This is a genomic window from Nonomuraea guangzhouensis (assembly GCF_019396345.1).
Lineage (GTDB): Bacteria > Actinomycetota > Actinomycetes > Streptosporangiales > Streptosporangiaceae > Nonomuraea > Nonomuraea guangzhouensis.
In genome coordinates this window covers 127,779-145,366 of sequence record NZ_JAHKRM010000025.1, presented here as the reverse complement: position 1 = coordinate 145,366, position 17,588 = coordinate 127,779, and the positions used below count along the sequence as shown (strand labels likewise).

The window sequence follows — 17,588 nt, the reverse complement described above, 5'->3', positions numbered from 1 at the left end:
TTGGCCCCGGCCGTGGTTTTTCTGAGGAGGAGCCGGTGGATTTCCAGCTGAACGATGACCAGAGGGCCTTCCGGGAGACCCTGCGGGCGTTCGTCGACAAAGAGATCATGCCCGTCGCCATCGAGTGGGAGCACTCCGGTCGCTACCCCACCGAGATCGTGGACAAGATGAAGGCGATGGGGCTCTTCGGACTGACGGTGCCCGAGGAGTACGGCGGGCTCGGGGCGGACATGGTGTCGTTCGCCCTGGTCTTCGAGGAGATCGCCCGGGGCTGGATGGGGGTCGCCGGGACCATCGGGTCTCATTCGCTGGCCTGCTGGATGATCGCCCGCCACGGCACCGAGGAGCAGAAGTCGCGCCATCTCGCCGATCTGGCCACCGGGGCCCGCCGTACCGGGATCGCGCTCACCGAGCCCGGTGCCGGGACGGATCTGCAGGGGATCCAGACCCGGGCGGTCCGTGATGGCGATCACTATGTGGTGACCGGCACCAAGACATGGATCACCAACGCCCGCCATGCCGACCCGCTGCCCGTACTCGTGAAGACGTCCGTCACCGAGCCCGCGCACAAGGGGATGTCGGTGTTGCTCGTCGATCCGGCGGCCGAGGGTTTCGGGGTCAGCCGGGACCTGCCCAAGCTCGGCTACAAGGGGACCGAGACGTGCGAGGTCGTGCTCGACGGCGTACGCGTGCCCGTGGACGCGCTGCTCGGCGGGGTCGAGGGGCGCGGCATGCAGCAGGTGCTCGGCGGGCTGGAGATCGGGCGGATCAACATTGCCGCCCGCGCGGTCGGCGTCGCCCAGGCCGCCTACGACGCCGCGATCGGCTACGCCCGCGAGCGGAACGCCTTCGGCCAGCCCATCGCCGACTTCCAGGCCGTACAGCTCAAACTGGCCGACATGGCGACCGAGATCCAGGCCGCCAGGCTGCTGACCTACTGGGCGGCCTCGCAGGCCGACAGCGGGAAGCGGGTCGACATGGAGGCGGGGATGGCCAAATACTTCGCCTCCGAGGTGGCCTTGAAGGCGTCGCTGGAGTCGATGCGCATTCATGGTGGTTATGGCTATTCGCAGGAGTTCGTCGTCGAGCGGCTCTACCGGGACGCGCCGCTGATGGCCATCGGCGAGGGGACCAACGACGTCCAGCGGCTGGTCATCGCCCGCTCGCTCGTCTCCGGCAAGAACCACATCGGCTGGTGATGCCCGCAGGTTAGTCGTGCGGTGGTAGCCCGGAGACCTCGTGGTCGGCGTGGAAGAGGGCCTCGGCGATGAGCGCGCGGACGTGGCCGTCGCGGGCGCGGTAGAGCACGCGGCGGCCGTCCCTGCGGGTGTCGACCAGGCCCGCCAGGCGGAGCTTGGCCAGGTGCTGGGAGACCGACGGACGGGCCACGCCGACCGCTTCCGAGAGCGAGTTCACGTCCAGCTCGCCTGACGCCAGCTGCCACATGAGCCTGAGCCGGGTGGCGTCGCTGAGCATGCGGAACGCGTCGACGGCGCTGTTCACCTGCGCGGAAGTGGGTTGCTCTTGCGTTTGGGTGGCACCTGAGACGTTGTCGCGTGCGTACATGACTACATATAGTGGCTTGCGCGGATTCGTCGTGCAAGTGAGGAGCGCCATGACCGGGCAGCACGATTCCAGCGCTTCAGCCGGACCCGAGCACGGGCACGGGCACGGCCACGGTCATGGGCACGGGCATGAGCTTGAGGGCAAGCGCGGGATCAAGGGGCTGGTCTCGAAGGTCGGGCATGCCCTCGCGCCGCACAGCCACGACAGCGCCGACAAGACCGACGCCGCCCTGGAGGGCAGCAGTCGTGGGCTGCGCGTGCTGGCCGTCTCGTTCGGTGTGCTGCTGGTCACCGCCGCCGTCCAGGCCGTGATCGTCGTCATGTCCGGCTCCGTCGCGCTGCTCGGCGACACGCTGCACAACGTCGCCGACGCGCTCACCGCCGTGCCGCTCGCGATCGCGTTCTCGCTCGGCCGCCGCGCCGCCACCCGCCGCTTCACCTACGGGTACGGCAGGGCCGAGGACCTCGCCGGCATCGCCATCGTGCTGATCATCGCCGCCTCCGCCGGGCTGGCCGGGTACGAGGCGATCACGCGGCTGTTCGATCCGCGGGACATGCGGGCCGTCGGGTGGGTCGCCGCGGCGGCCGTGGTCGGGTTCCTCGGCAACGAGTGGGTGGCCCGCTACCGGATCGGGGTCGGCAGGCAGATCGGCTCCGCCGCGCTGGTCGCCGACGGGCTGCACGCCAGGACCGACGGCTTCACCTCCCTCGCCGTGCTCATCGGCGCGGGCGGCGCGGCGCTGGGCTTCCCGCTCGCCGACCCGATCGTCGGCCTGCTCATCACCGTCGCCATCTGCTTCGTGCTGCGCGACGCCGCCCGCGAGATCTACCACCGGCTGATGGACGCCGTCGACCCGGCCCTCGTCGACGAGGCCGAAGCCATCCTGGGCGGCGTCGAGGGGGTCGAACGCGTCGGCTCCGTACGGCTGCGCTGGATCGGCCACGCGCTGCACGCCGAGGTGGACATCCTGGTGAGCCACCACCTGTCGCTCGTGGACGCGCACGCGGTGGCGGTGGCGGCCGAACACCGCCTCATCCACGACCTGCCCAAACTACGCGCCGCCACCGTGCACACCGACCCGCACGGCCCGGCCGGCGCCGACCACCACGCCCCGCTGACCAGCCACCGCTGAATCCCGGGGCCTTACTGGTTCGGGTGCGGGTAGGTTGGGGCGGGTGTCGATCGCCCCCGCCACACCTCAGTCCAGCACGACCCCTGCCCCGGCCCGCCTCGCCTGGCTCGACGCCCTGCGCGGCATCGGGGCGCTCGCCGTGGTGGCCGAACACCTGCTGCCCTGGTTCCTGCCGGCTCTCCGGCCGTACTGGTTCAATCTGGGCGTCTACGGCATTTTGGTGTTCTTCCTGGTCAGTGGCTACATCATCCCGACGTCGCTGGAGCGGCACGGCGATGTGCGGGCGTTCTGGGTCAGCCGGGTCTTCCGGCTCTACCCGCTCTACCTCGCCGTGGCCGCCCTGGTGCTGGCGGCGGCCTGGTGGGTGCCGGTGCGAGAAGAGGTGCCCCGCGACGGGGCGGCGGTGGCGGGGCACGTGACGATGCTGCTCGACGTGGTGGGCGTCGGCGGTGTCGCCGACACCATGTGGACGCTCTCGTACGAGATGGTGTTCTACCTGATCGTCACCGCGCTGTTCGTGACCCGGCAGCACGAGCGGAGCGGCCTGTTCGCGGTGCTGTTCGCCGCGGGCTCGGTGATCGTCGGGTTGCTGCTCGCGGGGGCCTTGGTGGACGGCGGCTGGCTCGCCTACGCCTCGGGTGCGGTGTTCGTCGCCGGGCTGGCGTGCGTGATCTCCGGCAGATTCCGTACGCAGGCCGCCTGCGTGCTGGGCCTGATGGCGGTGGCGCTGCTGATCCTCGGCGGCCGGGTGCCCTGGATGGGCGTGGCCGTGCTGAGCGTCATGTTCGCCGGGACCGCGATCCAGCGGTGGGAACGTGGCACGGGCGGTTTGTGGCCGGTGGCCGCCACCGCGGCGCTGGTCGCGTTGGCCCCCGTCTGGGCGATCGAGTCGGGCTGGTGGTGGGTCGAGCCGGATGTGTGGATCACCACGATCGTGCTGGCCGGTGTGACGTTCGCGGGCGGGATGGCGTTGCGCGGCCGGCGGCTGCCGAGGGTGCTGACCTGGCTCGGGCTGATCAGCTACTCGCTTTACCTGGTGCACCATCCGCTGCTGAAGTACTTCGTCGAGGTGAGCGGCGACCTGCGTCGGTCGCCGTTGCCGCTGCAGCTCGGCCTGGCCGTGCTGGCGATGACGCTGATCCTGCTGGCCAGCGCCCTGGCGTACCGCTTCATCGAGAAACCGATGCAGGCGTTCGGCCGCCGAAGGCGGTGGCGTACCTCTGGGTCCACGGGGTGAAGGCTCGGTTGAACGCCGGGTTCAGGGCCGTGATCACGTCCGGGTGGTGGGCGAGCGCCTGCCTCACGACCGGGTCCTCGGCGACCAGGAACGCCAGGTGCCGGATGGCGTGCGCGACGACGTTCGCCACCTCGATCCGGTCCGGTGCGGGCGTCGCGGGCGCGTCGCCGCCGACGATCTCCAGGGCGGGCAGCTCGATGGCCGGCAACTCGGGCTCCGGATCGGGGCATACCGCGTACGTGAGGACGATCTCTCCGTCGGGCCGGTAACGCCAGCTCGTGGAGTGCACGACGGTCGCGGGTGCGTCGGCCGCGACTCCGCAGACGCGCCGCGCCGCCTGGTCGGGAGCCTCTCCGGGGCCCGGCAGGGTGGTGGCCCGCCGATAGGCCCACCTACTGTCGGTGCTCGCCCGTAGCATGAGCGTCTCGACCGAGACCACGTGTCTTCCCGTCACCGTCCACAACTTACTGCCAGTCATGTGCAAAAGCGATCAGATCGCACTGATTGACGGTCGGTGGGGCGTGAAGAGAGAGGCGGACAGCATGCCCGGATTGCTGGTGCTCATGGGTTCGGGCGAGACGAGCCCGACCATGGTGGAGGTCCACCGCTCGGCCGCGAAGCGGCTGCGCGCGGGCGCCCGGGCCGTGCTGCTCGACACCCCTTACGCCTTTCAGGAGAACGCGGCCGACATCTCCGCCCGGGCCCGCCGATACTTCGCCCGGAGCGTCGGCCTGGAGGTCGAGGTGGCGACCGGAGCGGCCGGAGCCGACTGGGTGTTCTCCGGTCCGGGCAGTCCCACGTACGCGCTCGACCGCTGGACGGCCACGCCCACGGCGGGCGACCTGCGAGCCCGCGTCCGCGCCCGCCAGGGCGTCACCGTGCTGGCCTCGGCCGCCGCCTGCACGGCCGGGCTCGCGACGGTGCCGGTCTACGAGATCTACAAGGTGGGCGCCGAGCCGCACTGGCGCGAGGGCCTCGACCTGCTGGCGGCGCTCGGCCTGCGCGCGGTCCTGATCCCGCACTTCGACAACGCCGAAGGCGGCACCCACGACACCCGCTACTGCTACCTGGGCGAGCGGCGGCTGTCCCGGATGGAACGAGAGCTGCCGCCCGGCACGGCCGTTCTCGGCATCGACGAGCACACCGCGGTCGTCCTCGACCTCGACGCCGAGACCGTCGAGGTCGCGGGCCGCGGCGGGCTGACCGTACGGTGTCCGGGCTCGCAGGTGGTTCTGCCCGCGGGCACCCGCATCGACCTGGGGGAGCTTCGCCACCTGGCCGAAGGCGGCCGCGCCGCGGCCGCTCCGCCGCCCCGCCCCGCGACCGCTCCGGCGCCGGCCCAGATCACCCTGGAGGAGACGGCCCGCTCGTGCGAGCGGCGCTTCCAGTGCGCGGCGGCGGAGCCCGACCTGGTCGCAGCGGCCCGCGCCGTGCTCGACCTGGAGGCGGAGCTGGTCAAGTGGGCGGCCGACACCGAGGAGGACGCGGGCGGCGTCGACGAGGCGAGGGAGCTGCTGCGGCTGCTGATCGCCCGGCTGGCCGAGGTGTCCACCACCGCGAACCTGCGCTCTCTCGTCGAGCCCCTCCTGTCGTTCCGCGACGACCTGCGCGGGCAGGGCCGCTATGGGGACGCCGACGCGCTGCGGGCGGCCATGCTCAGCGGCGGCGTGCTCGTCGAGGACACCCCGGACGGGCCGCGGTGGACCGCCTCGCCATAACCGGCCTACGCTCGATGTGGAAGGGACACCATCATGGTCAGCAGCATTCTCTTCGCCGTCCTCGCCGTGATCCTTTTATGGACCGCTTTCAGCTTCGTCAGGGTCGTCAACCAGGTCGAACGGGGCATCGTTTTCCGCTTCGGCCGGGCTCAAAGACAGGTCCGAGAGCCGGGACTGGCCTTCCTCATCCCGTTCGCGGACCGGATGAAGAAGATCAACGTACAGATCGTCACCATGCCGGTCCCCACTCAGGAAGGCATCACCCGCGACAACGTCTCGGTCCGGGTCGACGCGGTCGTCTACTTCCGGGTGCAGGACCCGCTGCGGGCGGCGATCGAGGTCCAGGACTACCTGTTCGCGGTCGAACAGGTGGCGCAGACGTCGCTGCGATCGATCATCGGCAAGAGCGAGCTCGACGACCTGCTGTCCAACCGCGAAGAGCTGCACAGGGGCCTCGCCCTCATGATCGACAGCCCGGCGCTCGGCTGGGGCATCCACATCGACCGGGTCGAGATCAAGGACGTGCAGCTGCCCGAGTCGATGAAGCGCTCGATGTCTCGGCAGGCGGAGGCCGAACGCGAGCGCCGGGCCCGCGTCATCACCGCCGACGGGGAGTTCCAGGCCGCCCAGAAGCTGGCCGACGCCTCGGCCATCATGTCCGAGACGCCCGCGGCGTTACAGTTGCGCCTGCTGCAGACGGTGGTCGAGGTGGCGGCGGAGAAGACGACGACACTGATCATGCCGCTGCCGGTCGAGCTGCTGCGCTTCTTCGACCGGATGGGCCGTGACGTCGCGCCGGGGGAGGAGCCGGCTCCCGCCGCGACCTCCCAGGGAGAAACCGCCCGCGACGTGTCTTCTCATGAGGTGTCCGCGCGAGAGGAGGCGGCTTCGCTGGGGTCTGCTCAGCGCGAGGAACCCGCGCAGTTGCCGCCGTTCCACGACCCGCGCGAGGTGATGTCGCCGGCTCCCTCGGAGGTGGTGTCCTCAGAGGCCGCGTTCCAGGAGACGGCGTTGCCGGAAACAGCGACCTCGGATCGCTCGAAGACAGCGGACCGCGCCGAGATGGTGGAGTCCGCGGAGGTGGCGGAGCACGGCGTGCGTCTCCGCAAGGAGTGAGCCACAGCAGGCGCCCTCGGACAATGGGTGGCGCCGTCGCGTGGCCGAGGGCGACGCACGGCTAATGACTGGTTCCGGGCGGCGGCGGTTGCTCGGCAGGGAACAAGATCGCGCTGAGGAGGTACGGTGCGCGGCCGGGGCCGGGTGTGTTGGTCAGCCGGTCGCGCAGGACCGCGAGCAGGTCGGCCGTCATCGCGGTGAGCTCATCCGGGCTGAGCCACACGGTGCCCTGCCGATAGGAGACCGAGTCGGCGGCTGGGTCGGCGCCGTCGCGGTTCAGGTAGGCGTTGAACTCGGCGATCAGGACGGCCATGGCGGCGGCGAATCCCCGGCGGTGGTCGTCGAGGGACATCGAGGCGGCCGCGTCGGCGTCGATGGTGGGCCGGTCTTGACGCAGCCGGTAGCGGCGCTCGACGGCGCCGCGTACCCGCTGCTCGCCGTCCACCTCCAGGAACCCTCCCTCGGTCAGTTGTGCGACCTGGCGGTACACCGTGATCTTCGGGACCTCCGGCATGCGGGCGCACAGCTGCGCGATCGTCAGAGTGTCCGCTGCGGACAGGGCGTGCACGATGCGCAGCCGGACCGGGTGCAACAGCTGCTCGACAGGGTCCATGGCCAAACAATTTCACATGCGATACCGTTATCAAAAATGAAAACGTTGAGTCGGAGGTGATCGGCGTGCGCGAGATCCCAGGGCGGACGGTGCCGGTGAACGGCCGGCACGTCTATGTAGAGGAGTCCGGGCAGGGGCAGGACTGGGTGGTTTTCGAGGCGGGCGGAGGCTGCGGCCGGACCTGCTGGGACCCGGTGCCGCCGCTGCTGACCGACCAGGCGCGGCTGGTCGCCTACGACCGCGCCGGGCGCGCTCTCAGCGGCCGCACCACCCGGCAGCTCAGCATCGATGACCTGGCCGCCGACCTGGTCGAGATGACCCAGGCCGTCGTCCCGGGCGAGTTCGTGCTCGTTGCGCACAGCATGGGCGGCTTGGTCGCCCGCCGCGCCGCCGAGCACCTGGGATCCCGGCTACGGGGCCTGCTGCTGGTCGACCCCACACCGGAGACCTCTCCGGTGTACGACACCTGGGACCAGACCACCAAGAAGATCGACCGTATGCTGGCCGTGACGCAGGCGCTCAGCCGTTTCCGTCCCCTGGCACGGCTGTTCAGCGGCAACGTCCGGCGCTTGTTCTCCGCCGGCACCTACCAGACCATGCTCACGGAGGACTTCACCCCTGCCGGGGTCTCCCAGACGCGGCGGGAGATGCACATGGTGGCCGCCGCCATCCCGCAGTTACGCGCCCGACCGCCCCAACTCCCGAAATGCCCGACCATCGTGCTGTCCGCGGCCCGCGCCGCCAAAGGACGGGAGCGCCAGAACGCCGCCATCCGCGAGCATCAGCGCCGCTACGCCCAGAGCTTGCCCGACGGGTGCCATGAGGAAGTCGCCTCGGGGCACCTCATCCAGGCCGAGCAGCCACATCTCGTCGCCGACCGGATATGCCAGCTCCTCAGCCGCGACCGCTGATTGCCAGGCCACGTCCTTGGCACACAGAGGACCGTTCGGCGTTACTTGTCGCCGGCACTGCTCCTCCGGCGCGGTCAGGCGATCGTCAGTTGGAGGAGGGGTGCCACGGTGAGGGCTTCCGCGAGGGTGCGCCCGGCCGTAACCAGGGCCGACACGCGGTCGGGGCCCAGCGCCCGCCCCGCGTTCGTGCGGAACTTCACCGCCAGCTCCTCCGGCGTCAGCGGATGTTCCGGGCCGCCGCGGGACGAGTCCACCCGGTGCTCCAGCAGCGAGCCGTCGTGGAGCCGTACCCGCAGCACGGCCGCGAACGCGTGCGGGAAGATCTCCGTCGCCCGCTCGTCCGCCACGCAGCGCACCCGCTCGGCCAGCGCCAGCCGTTCGGGATCGAGGGCGGCGAAGTCGTCCAGGGACAGCCCCAGCCCGCCGCCGCCGTGCAGCGCCGCCGCGACCGTGTACGGTCCCGAGAACTTCGCGTGGTACGGCGAGCTCGGCTTGACCTTGTCGGCCCGGGGCTCCGCGATGGTACGCAGCACCGGAGCCGCGACCCCCAGCTCGACGGACTCGATGTCGGCGGGGGACAGGCCGCCGGCGCGCAGGGCGAGGGCACAGTCGATGGCCGGGTGGGTGAAGTGGTTCGTCGGATAGGGCTTGTAGACCGTACGCAGAAGTTCCCACCGCTCGCCCAGGCCCGACAGCAGCGCCTCGGCGTCGAATCGGCCGTCGAGCCACGCCTGGAAGAAGCCGAACCGGCCCTCCAGCACCGTGGGCGGCCCCGTCAAGCCCTCCAGCGCGAGCACGGCCGCCGTGACACCCGAGTGGGCGGCCCAGCCGCAGTGCACCCGCTTGATCGTGCCGCCCGTGCGGTTGGCCTCGAGCAGGCCGGCTCCCATGCTGGCCGCCACCCCGACGGCGTGCGCGATGCCGTCGGCGTCCAAGCCGTACAGAAGCCCGGCCGCGACCGCGGCGCCGAGGGTGCCGCAGATCGACGTGGCGTGCTGCCCCTTCTCGAAGAACAGCGAGTTGCCGGCCTCCGGCAGGTAGGAGGCCATGCCGAGCCGGTTGCACACCTCGACGCCGGCCGCCACGGCCGCGATCAGCCGCTCGCCGGAGGCGCCCGTGGCCTCCGCCGCGGCCAGCGCGGCGGGCACCACGGGGGCGCTCGGATGCAGTACGGACGGCAGATGCGTGTCGTCATAGTCGAGCGCGTGCGCCAGCGTGCCGTTGACCAGCGCCGCCGACGGCGCGGGCAGCCGGTCGCCGCTCCCGATCGCGGTCGCCTCCCCGCTGCCTTGCCAGCGCCGTACGGCCCGCAGCACGGCGGGGCCCGCGTCACCCTCCGGCTCCGCATAGGCGGCCAGGCAGTTGCCGAGCACGTCGAGCACCCGGCCCGTCACGTCGTCGCGTACCTCGGCGGGCACGCCCCGATCACGGCAATCCACGGCGAACTCCGCCAGCCGCTGCACAAAAGTGGTCAAGTCCGCTCCCTGATCAGGCGATGACGGCGAGCGGGCGGACCGGGGCGCCGGTGGCGCCGACGATCGGCAGCGGGTTCAGCACCAGCAGGAACTCGCGTACTCCCGAGTCGAGCAGTTCGGCCAGCCGCATCGTCTCCACGATGTTGATGCCCGACTCCACCAGCATGATCCGGTGCACGGGGAGCGTGGCATGGCCGCGGCCCGCCGCGATGTGCTCGAACGCGATGGTCTCGCCCCCCACCACGCGCGGCCGGCGGGCGGCCAGCCAGCGGGCGGCGTCGGCGCCCGGACCCGGAACGCCGTTCCGCTGACCGGCGAAGTCGTCCCCCGACTCCCACAGCCGCGACCACCCGGTCCCGACCAGTACGGCGTCGCCCGCGCGGATCTCCAGCTCCCCGGCGGCACGCTCCAGGTCGTCCGGGGTGACCTCGTACCCGGCGGGCAGCGTGGCCACCCCGTGCACGGCGGCCACGTCGAGCAGCACGCACCGGCCCACGAACGGCTCGAACCCGTCGATGCCCATGTCGCTGAACCCGGCGTGCGACATCACCTCGGCCGCGGGCCGCCCGCCGTACAGGAGACCCTCCTGAGAGACGTGCGCGAGGGCGTCGACGTGCGTGCCGACGTGGCCGCCCGTGACGATGATCTCGTTGGCGGCCGAGCCGCCGTCGGGCCTGACCAGGTCGCCGTGCCGGCGTTCCAGCGCCATCCGGAACGGCGGGTGGTTGGGGGACTGCGGCATGCCTTTGCGCATCGGCTGCGCCAGGTCCAGCACGCGCGATCCCTCCAGAGCCTTCCACAGCGACATTCGACGGCTCCTTGTGTTCCAATAGTAGGAATGCTGTTTCCGACAGTACACACGATTCGCCGCGAAAGGCGCACCATGCCCAGCCAGACCGCCGCCACCGTCGAACGGGCCGCCGACATCCTCGTCCGGTTCGCCGAGGCGGGCACGGACACGCTCGGCGTCACCGAGATCGCCGAGAGTCTGGGCATGTCGAAGGCGGCGGTGCATCGGGTGCTGGCGTCGTTCAGGAGCCGCGGGCTGGTCGTGCTCGACGAGGACAGCAGGCGCTACTCGCTGGGGCTGACAGCGATGCGGCTCGGCCTGGCCTACCTCGACCGCATCGACGTCCGCCGGCTGGCCGCGCCCGAACTGCCCGCCCTGTCGAGGCTCACCGGTGAGACCGCCACCCTGTCGATCAGGACCGGCGACACCCGCGTCTACATCGACCAGGCGACACCCGAGCGAGAGGTGATCATGTCGGTCTCGCTCGGCGTGCCGTATCCCCTGCACGCGGGCGGATCATCCAAGGCGTTCCTGGCGTTCCTCCCAGAAGCGGATATCGCCCGCTATCTCGACCGCTCCCTGGAGAGCCTGACGCCCGCCACCGTCACCGACCCCGACCGCCTGCGCACCGACCTGACGCTCATCCGCCGCCGGGGGTACGCCATGTCGATCGCCGAACGACAGAGCGGCGCGGCCTCGGTGGCGGCCCCCATCCTGGACCACCATGGCCGGCCGACGGCGGTCATCAGCGTCTGCGGCCCGGCCGAACGCTTCATGACCGAAGCCGACGCCTGCGCCGCCGCCCTCCTGCAGACCACCGACCGCTTGTCCGCCCACCTTGGTCACCACTGACCGCCCACAAAGGCCCTCCGCTTCGCTCCGGACGTTCTTCCAGGCGAGCTGACGCCCGCCTCCTGAAGGACCTCGCTCCGCTCGGACCCCCTTCCCCAAAACGCTTCGCCGGGTCATCTGGCATCCGGGTGTCTTCCCTCCATGCCCGGCAGCGCCCGCATGGCCTGGTGGAAACGTCGGCAGAGAGATCACACCTCGAGGGAGACGATCGACACCGGCACCGCCGCCGGTATGCCGTTATGTGATCTGTCAAGCCGTCTCAATCCTCTGTGTCTCATGCGTGAGCGATCGGCAGAGCGTTCCTGGGTCTGGCGTGACAATGGCCCGCCTCCTCGTGTGAGAGGGCGGGCCAGAGCTCGTCAGGGGTAGCTGGAAGACGGGGGGTCAGGGCAGGGTGCGCGGACGTTTCATTCCGCTACTGGGACGAGGGTCCAGCGCTGGGTGTCGGACCCGTTCGCGCCGCGCAGTTTCACTTCGCCTCGCGGGACCACTGGAGGCTCGACATTCCAGAGCAGGTCCTCGCCGGGAACCTTGATGACGTAGGTGCCCTCGCCGGCCGGCGCGATGGACCAGGTGCCGGCGTTGCGGCTGGTGGTGACGGCCTCCCCTTCCGTTGCCTGCCGCGCTGCGGCGTAGCTGTCGGACATTGGGAGCATGCCGAGGCCGACGTTCTGGAGCGTGTAGCCGCTTTCGTTCCGTTTGATCGTCCAGAGTTCGAACGGGCCTGGGTTTTCCCGGGTGCTGGAGACGAAGACCTCCCCGCCTGCGGTGTAGGCGCGCAGCGTGCTGTGCGAGGCGACGTTGGTGATCCGGTAGGTGGCCGGCAGAGCTGCGGTCTGGGCGCTGTTGGCGGTGGCTGCGGTGGTCAGGCCGCTCATCGCCCAGGAGCTGAGCAGCAGGGCCGATGCCAGGGTGGTCCTGATGAGGCCGCGTGTGCCGCGACCTCGGTGTGTCTTCAACAACACATCCTCCTTGTGTAACTGATCGACTACGGACTGCCAAAGTGATGTTCTCAACACCGCGACGATCAGTCACTATCAGTAACGACAATGTGACAGTAAGTAGTTGGATGGTCGCGTCCGATCGGCCAGGCAGGCATCCCAGCACCAACCACCCGCTCACCGGCTGTTCACCGTGTCGGTCAGCTCGCGGTATCGGCGGCCTTGTCCGAACGCAGCTCGCGCTCGGCCTTCTTCGACCGGGCGACCTCCGCGCGTAACTCCTCGACCTCCGGCCGGGCGACCTCCGGCCGGGCGACCGCCGGGCCGCCAGAAGCTCCTCAGCGACGACGGTGGCCGGCGAGCGGTAGTAGGAGGCGCGGGACACCCCGGCCTCGACGCAGATGTGCCAAACCTGTGAGACAAGATCAAGCGCTAAGACAAATGCCGCCGAGCGGGCCGCGATCAAGAACTGAGTATCGACACCGCCGAACAGCAGGCCCTGAACGCGCTGATGCCCGCCTGTCCGACCCAGCACCTGACGGGCCGGGGCGGGGCGAGCAGGTCGGTGTCGCGAGCAGAGTGAGACGCGCCGCAGAGTAGAGCGTTGCCGCAGGCCACAGTCAGTCGCCCACCGTGAGGTCCGGGCGTTCGGGGACGAGGCAGACGCTTGCCACGCCGATGACCCAAACAGGATGCGTTCGCTCACCTCGTGACGCTCGGGCGCGGGTACACCTGCTGATCGGGTACTCGGCTACGCAGAAGGAGATCGACCGATGGCCGCCAGCAACCTTGTTCTCATCGCCGGGGTCGGTGACGTGGGCCGTTCAGTCCTCGACCAGCTGCGCGCGTGGGACGTACCGGTGCGCGCGATGGTCCACCATGACGATGATCGTGCGGCTGAGTTGCGTACGCTCGGCGCGGAGGTGGTCGTCGGCGATCTGACCCGGCCCGAGACCGTCGCGCCCGCCCTGGAGGGTGTCGGGCGGATGTACTTCGGGATGCCCGTGTCGCCGGACCAGCTGCTGGCGGCGACCGTGGTGGCCACCGTGGCGCGGGAGCAGGGGGAGTTGGCCTGCCTGGTCGACATGTCACAGATGACGGTGTCGCAGATGACCGCCACCAGCACCGCGGAGTCGCACCAGCAGCGGCTGCACTGGCTGACGGAGCAGATGCTGAACTGGTCGGCCCTGCCGGTGGTGCACATCCGGCCGACGACGTTCCTCAACAATCCGCTGTTCACCACGCTGGCGGCGCGATCGATCCGGGAGAACGGCACGATCGCGCTGCCGTTCGGTGCTGGGCGCACGTCGCCGATCGCCGCGGACGACGTCGCCCGGGTGGTCGCCACCGTACTCCGCGACCCGGCTCCGCACATCGGGTACGTCTACGAGCTGACCGGGCCACGTACGGTCGACATGACGGAGATGGCCGAGGAGTTCTCACGCGCGTTGGGGCGTCCGGTGTCCTATGTGGACGTGCCGCTGGACCGGTGGCGGGCCGAGGTGCTCGCGAAGGCGGGCCTGCCGCCGCACACCGAACAGCACATCGCCACCATGGCCCGGCTGCATCGCGAGAACCGCTACGACCGCGCCTCCGACGACGTCGAACGGGTGACGGACGTACCCGCCCAGACGATCGAGGCGTTCGTGGCCGCTCGCAGGGACTTCTACCTGGGCTGAACCGTGGCAGGCTCAGGGGGCGGTGGCGCGGATGAACGCCTCGGCGAAGGTCCGCGCGACCGCTTCCACAGGGGGCAGGCCTTCCCCCAGCCCGTCCTGCAGGACGGGACGCAGCAGCATGTGCCCCGCCATTGGGCCGATCATGAGCTGGATGAGGAGCGGCAGAGGCAGGGGCCGTAGCCGACCGGCTTGGATCTGTGTGGTCAGCAGGGTGCTGAGACTGGCGAACATTCTGGGCAGATTGGCCTTGAGCATCCGGGCGGCGGTGCCGTCGGGACGGGTGAACAGGTCGCCGAAGATGGCCGGCAGCACCCGTGGCTCGCGGGCGAACGCCTCGGCCAGCGCGGCGTAGACGGCGTGAACCATGTCCTCGAGGCGTTCGGGCGGTTCGGCGGCCAGCGCTTCCAGATCCGGCACGGGGACGTACCGGTCGAACATGGTGGCGAGCAGGCCATCACGGTTGCCGAAGACGGCGTGCAGGCTGGTCGGGGAGCAGCGCGCGGCGGCCGCGACGGCCTCCATGGTGACCGCGCCGAGCCCGTCGCGGGCGATCAGCGTGGCTGCGGCCTCGATGGCCCGCTCCCGGACCGGCGGGCGCCCGCCGGGGTCGATTCCGGCCTCCCGGACCGCCTCGTCCAGCTGTGCCCGTGACCCGTGGAGCCTTCTGATCAGGGTGCTGCGGGAGATGCCCGCGGCGGCCGCGATGGCGCTCAGCGGCAGGTCGGCCACGTCTTTGCCGTGCTGCTCGGCGGCTGCCAGCGCGGCCTCCACGAGGTTTCGGTCCACGAGGTGCGATGGTACCGCTTCCGGTATGACCCTCATATGTGTACTGTCTCCATAAGAGTCTCATCCTCTGATGAATTAGGAGGCGTACGGATGATCAGCGTGATCGGCGCGGGACTGCCGCGTACCGGGACCACGTCGCTGAAGGCGGCGCTGGAGCTGCTCGGCTTCGGTCCCTGCCACCACATGCAGGAGATCGGCGCCCATCCAGAGCAGGCGCCGCGGTGGCGGCAGGCCCTCGAGGAGCCGGTCGACTGGACGGGTCTGCTGCGGGGTTACCAGGCCGCGGTGGACTGGCCGAGCGCCTACTTCTGGCGCCCGCTCGCGCGGGCCTACCCCGACGCGAAGGTCATTCTGACCGTGCGCGACCCCCACGCCTGGTACGTCAGCCTCCGCGACACCGTCTTCGCGCTGCTGCACGACCCCGCCGCGGCACCTGCCGAACTCCAGCCCGTGGTCACCGGCATGCGACCGCTGCTGGACCACATCTGGCGCGACACCTTCGGCACGACACCGGCCGACCCGATGCCTGCGGAGAGCCACGCCGTGGAGATGTTCCGGCGGCACACCGCCGACGTCACCGGGGCGCTCCCCGCGGACCGCGTCCTGATCTACGAGACCGGTCAGGGCTGGGAGCCGTTATGCGACTTCCTCGGCGTGCCCGTCCCTGGCGAGCCCTACCCGCGACTCAACGACCGGCAGTCCGCCCTCACCCGCCTACGGGAGCCGAGGTGAACCTCCGCATCCTCCTCACCCTCCACGCCCTGGTCACCTTGGCTGCGGGTGTGGTGCTCATCGCCGCGCCCGGCCTGATTCCCGGCGCCGTAGGCGTGCGCGTCGCGCCGGACGACTACCTGGTGTGCTACCTCCTGGGGGCCGCCGAACTGGCGGTGGCGTTCCTGTCGTTCGCCGGCAGAAGCCTGCGGGACCCCGAGGCGGCGCGTCTTCTCACGCGGACCATGATCGTGTTCCACGCCTGCACCGCCGCGGTCGAGGCGTACGCGTTCGCCCGCGCCGCGGTGGACCCGTCGATCTGGGCCAACGTAGCCCTGCGCCTGGTGGTCATCGCCCTGTTCATCCAGTACGGACTACGCGGAAAGGGACAGTCATGACGATCACCGAAAGCACCGGCGTCCTGGTGTGCGGCGGCGGCCCGGCCGGCATGATGCTGGGCCTGCTGCTGGCCCGGGCCGGGATCGAGGTCACCGTGCTGGAGAAACACGGCGACTTCCTGCGCGACTTCCGCGGGGACACCGTGCATCCCGCCACCATCCGGCTCATGGACGAGCTCGGCCTCGGCGACGGCTTTCGCGCCCTGCCGCAGAGCCGCCTGGGCAACCTGTCGCTCCCCGCGCCCGATGGGAGCATGGTGACCCTGGGCGACTTCGAAGCGCTGCCGGAGCCGTACAACTACCTCGCGATGGTGCCGCAATGGGACTTGCTCTCCTTCCTCGCCAAGGCGGCCGACGAGGAGCCCGGCTTCACCCTGCGCATGAACACCGAGGCGACCGCGTTGCTACGAGACGGCGAGAAGGTCACCGGCGTCCGGTATCGTACGGCGGACGGCCGCGACGGGCAGATCCGCGCCGAGCTGACGGTCGCCTGCGACGGCAGGCACTCCACGCTGCGCCGCGACGCGGGCCTGACGCCCAAGGAATTCCGCGTACCGTTCGACGTCTGGTGGTTCCGCCTGCCCCGGCCGGCCGACGAGCGGGCGGTGCCCGCCGGCGTGACGCCGGTCGCCCGGGGTCCCGAGGCACTGATCTCCCTGGCCCGCGACGACTACTACCAAGTGGCGTACTTCACCGCCAAAGGCGCCGACGCGCGACTGCGGGCCGAAGGAACAGCGCGCTTCCGAGAGCGCATCGCCCACCTGCGGCCGGACTTCGCCGACCGGGTCGGCGGGCTGGCGAGCATGGACGACGTGCACGTACTCGACGTGCGGCTGAACCGGCTCAAGCGCTGGTACCTCGACGGACTGCTGCTCATCGGCGACGCCGCGCACGCCATGTCACCGGCCGGCGGAGTGGGCATCAACCTGGCCATCCAGGACGCGGTGGCGGCCGGCACCCTCCTGGCCGAGCCGTTGCGCCGGCACACCGTCACCCTCACAGATCTCGCGGCCGTGCAACGGCGCAGGTATCGCCCCACCGTGATCGTGCAGAATGCTCAGCGGCTGCTGCAGCGGGTGATGTTCGAGAAGCAGTTCGCGGGCAAACGTTCCGGCCCGCCGAAGTCCATGCTCTTCCTCACCCGCGCGTTCCCGGGGCTTCGCAAGATACCCGCCCGCTTCGTCGGCTTCGGGCCCCGCCCCGAACATGCTCCGGCCTTCGCCCGTCCAGACCGTACGTAGCGCAGCAAGCAAGGATCACCGGGCGGGCGCCTCCGCGAGAGACAGGCTGTTGCCGTCAGGGTCGAGGACTTCCACGTGGCGCACGCCGTTGCCGTAGGTTTCCACGGGTTCGTGCTCGATGCCGTGCGCGGCCAGCCGGGCCAGGATGTCGTCGAGGTCGGACACGCCGAGGGTGATCATGGTGCCACCCACCCGTGCGGCCCGCACGGGCCGGTCGTCGATGACGACCCACGCGTTCTCACCGACCTGCCACAGATACTCCTCGCCGATGATCTCGTCCGCCGGCCGCCTGAAGAACGCCTCGAACCACTTCTGCGATGTCACCCGGTCGCGCACGCACACGACGCTGTACAGGTCCACCGGAACCACTCCTTCCAGTCGATTCAAAAGTGAGACCGCTGCCGCGACTGAAACTCATCGGC

19 protein-coding genes are annotated in these 17,588 nt (G+C 70.4%); 11 read left to right on the top strand and 8 right to left on the bottom strand.

Annotated elements, in window-relative coordinates; translation table 11 throughout:
* Positions 1–35 precede the first annotated feature (35 nt).
* Entirely contained in the window at positions 36–1,199 is a 1,164-nt protein-coding gene (locus tag KME78_RS42685) for an acyl-CoA dehydrogenase family protein (protein ID WP_219535227.1), read from the top strand.
* A gap of 10 nt (positions 1,200–1,209) precedes the next feature.
* Here the strand turns inward: KME78_RS42685 and KME78_RS42680 are convergent, their stop codons facing one another.
* Positions 1,210–1,566 (bottom strand): ArsR/SmtB family transcription factor, encoded by a 357-nt coding sequence (locus tag KME78_RS42680; protein WP_219535226.1) that lies wholly within the window; start codon positions 1,564–1,566, stop codon positions 1,210–1,212.
* 49 nt (positions 1,567–1,615) lie between these two features.
* On the opposite strand from KME78_RS42680, the gene KME78_RS42675 reads away from it, so the two are divergent.
* Both KME78_RS42675 and KME78_RS42670 read left to right on the top strand, forming a co-directional pair.
* Positions 1,616–2,698: a cation diffusion facilitator family transporter gene (locus tag KME78_RS42675; protein WP_219535225.1), complete on the top strand. Its 1,083-nt coding sequence runs from the start codon at positions 1,616–1,618 to the stop codon at positions 2,696–2,698.
* 43 nt (positions 2,699–2,741) lie between these two features.
* Complete coding sequence (locus KME78_RS42670) at positions 2,742–3,935, top strand: acyltransferase family protein (RefSeq protein WP_219535224.1); 1,194 nt, start codon at positions 2,742–2,744, stop codon at positions 3,933–3,935.
* Here the strand turns inward: KME78_RS42670 and KME78_RS42665 are convergent.
* On the bottom strand, positions 3,868–4,389 hold the full coding sequence (locus KME78_RS42665) for a hypothetical protein (protein WP_219535223.1): 522 nt from the start codon (positions 4,387–4,389) through the stop codon (positions 3,868–3,870). The genes KME78_RS42670 and KME78_RS42665 overlap by 68 nt on opposite strands.
* A gap of 88 nt (positions 4,390–4,477) precedes the next feature.
* Here KME78_RS42665 and KME78_RS42660 point away from each other — a divergent pair, with 88 nt between their 5' ends.
* Both KME78_RS42660 and KME78_RS42655 read left to right on the top strand, forming a co-directional pair.
* Positions 4,478–5,653 carry a cysteine--tRNA ligase gene (locus KME78_RS42660; protein WP_219535222.1) on the top strand — a complete coding sequence of 392 codons (1,176 nt, stop codon included), beginning with the start codon at positions 4,478–4,480 and terminating at the stop codon, positions 5,651–5,653.
* A gap of 33 nt (positions 5,654–5,686) precedes the next feature.
* Positions 5,687–6,769: a slipin family protein gene (locus tag KME78_RS42655; RefSeq protein WP_219535221.1), complete on the top strand. Its 1,083-nt coding sequence runs from the start codon at positions 5,687–5,689 to the stop codon at positions 6,767–6,769.
* Positions 6,770–6,830: 61 nt separating this feature from the next.
* On the opposite strand, the gene KME78_RS42650 is transcribed toward KME78_RS42655, so the two are convergent.
* The gene (locus tag KME78_RS42650) at positions 6,831–7,382 is read right to left on the bottom strand and encodes a helix-turn-helix domain-containing protein (RefSeq protein ID WP_219535220.1); all 552 of its coding nucleotides are present in this window, start codon (positions 7,380–7,382) and stop codon (positions 6,831–6,833) included.
* Positions 7,383–7,447: 65 nt separating this feature from the next.
* On the opposite strand from KME78_RS42650, the gene KME78_RS42645 reads away from it, so the two are divergent.
* Positions 7,448–8,293: an alpha/beta fold hydrolase gene (locus tag KME78_RS42645; protein WP_219535219.1), complete on the top strand. Its 846-nt coding sequence runs from the start codon at positions 7,448–7,450 to the stop codon at positions 8,291–8,293.
* 74 nt (positions 8,294–8,367) lie between these two features.
* On the opposite strand, the gene KME78_RS42640 is transcribed toward KME78_RS42645, so the two are convergent.
* The gene (locus KME78_RS42640) at positions 8,368–9,768 is read right to left on the bottom strand and encodes an MmgE/PrpD family protein (RefSeq protein ID WP_219535218.1); all 1,401 of its coding nucleotides are present in this window, start codon (positions 9,766–9,768) and stop codon (positions 8,368–8,370) included.
* A 13-nt stretch (positions 9,769–9,781) separates the two neighbouring features.
* Positions 9,782–10,576: a cyclase family protein gene (locus tag KME78_RS42635; RefSeq protein ID WP_219535217.1), complete on the bottom strand. Its 795-nt coding sequence runs from the start codon at positions 10,574–10,576 to the stop codon at positions 9,782–9,784.
* A gap of 75 nt (positions 10,577–10,651) precedes the next feature.
* Here KME78_RS42635 and KME78_RS42630 point away from each other — a divergent pair, with 75 nt between their 5' ends.
* Positions 10,652–11,410, top strand: a complete 759-nt coding sequence (locus KME78_RS42630; protein WP_246653143.1) for an IclR family transcriptional regulator — start codon at positions 10,652–10,654, stop codon at positions 11,408–11,410.
* 407 nt (positions 11,411–11,817) lie between these two features.
* Here the strand turns inward: KME78_RS42630 and KME78_RS42625 are convergent, their stop codons facing one another.
* Positions 11,818–12,372 (bottom strand): RICIN domain-containing protein, encoded by a 555-nt coding sequence (locus KME78_RS42625; protein ID WP_219535215.1) that lies wholly within the window; start codon positions 12,370–12,372, stop codon positions 11,818–11,820.
* 752 nt (positions 12,373–13,124) lie between these two features.
* Here KME78_RS42625 and KME78_RS42620 point away from each other — a divergent pair.
* Positions 13,125–14,030 (top strand): NmrA family NAD(P)-binding protein, encoded by a 906-nt coding sequence (locus KME78_RS42620; RefSeq protein WP_219535214.1) that lies wholly within the window; start codon positions 13,125–13,127, stop codon positions 14,028–14,030.
* 12 nt (positions 14,031–14,042) lie between these two features.
* Here the strand turns inward: KME78_RS42620 and KME78_RS42615 are convergent, their stop codons facing one another.
* Positions 14,043–14,816: a TetR/AcrR family transcriptional regulator gene (locus KME78_RS42615; protein ID WP_308127343.1), complete on the bottom strand. Its 774-nt coding sequence runs from the start codon at positions 14,814–14,816 to the stop codon at positions 14,043–14,045.
* 90 nt (positions 14,817–14,906) lie between these two features.
* On the opposite strand from KME78_RS42615, the gene KME78_RS42610 reads away from it, so the two are divergent.
* Genes KME78_RS42610 through KME78_RS42600 form a run of 3 tightly spaced genes read left to right on the top strand, consistent with a single transcriptional unit; the run spans position 14,907 to position 17,166 of the window.
* Positions 14,907–15,548: a sulfotransferase family protein gene (locus tag KME78_RS42610; protein ID WP_219535212.1), complete on the top strand. Its 642-nt coding sequence runs from the start codon at positions 14,907–14,909 to the stop codon at positions 15,546–15,548.
* A complete protein-coding gene (locus KME78_RS42605) occupies positions 15,545–15,925 on the top strand; it encodes a hypothetical protein (RefSeq protein ID WP_219535211.1) in 381 nt (126 codons plus the stop codon). The genes KME78_RS42610 and KME78_RS42605 overlap by 4 nt, the downstream gene beginning before the upstream one ends.
* Positions 15,922–17,166, top strand: coding sequence for an FAD-dependent oxidoreductase (locus KME78_RS42600; protein ID WP_219535210.1), 1,245 nt, complete (start codon positions 15,922–15,924; stop codon positions 17,164–17,166). Before KME78_RS42605 ends, KME78_RS42600 begins: the two co-directional genes overlap by 4 nt.
* Before the next feature lie 15 nt (positions 17,167–17,181).
* Here the strand turns inward: KME78_RS42600 and KME78_RS42595 are convergent, their stop codons facing one another.
* A complete protein-coding gene (locus tag KME78_RS42595) occupies positions 17,182–17,526 on the bottom strand; it encodes a VOC family protein (RefSeq protein ID WP_219535209.1) in 345 nt (114 codons plus the stop codon).
* Between the last annotated feature and the right edge of the window lie 62 nt (positions 17,527–17,588).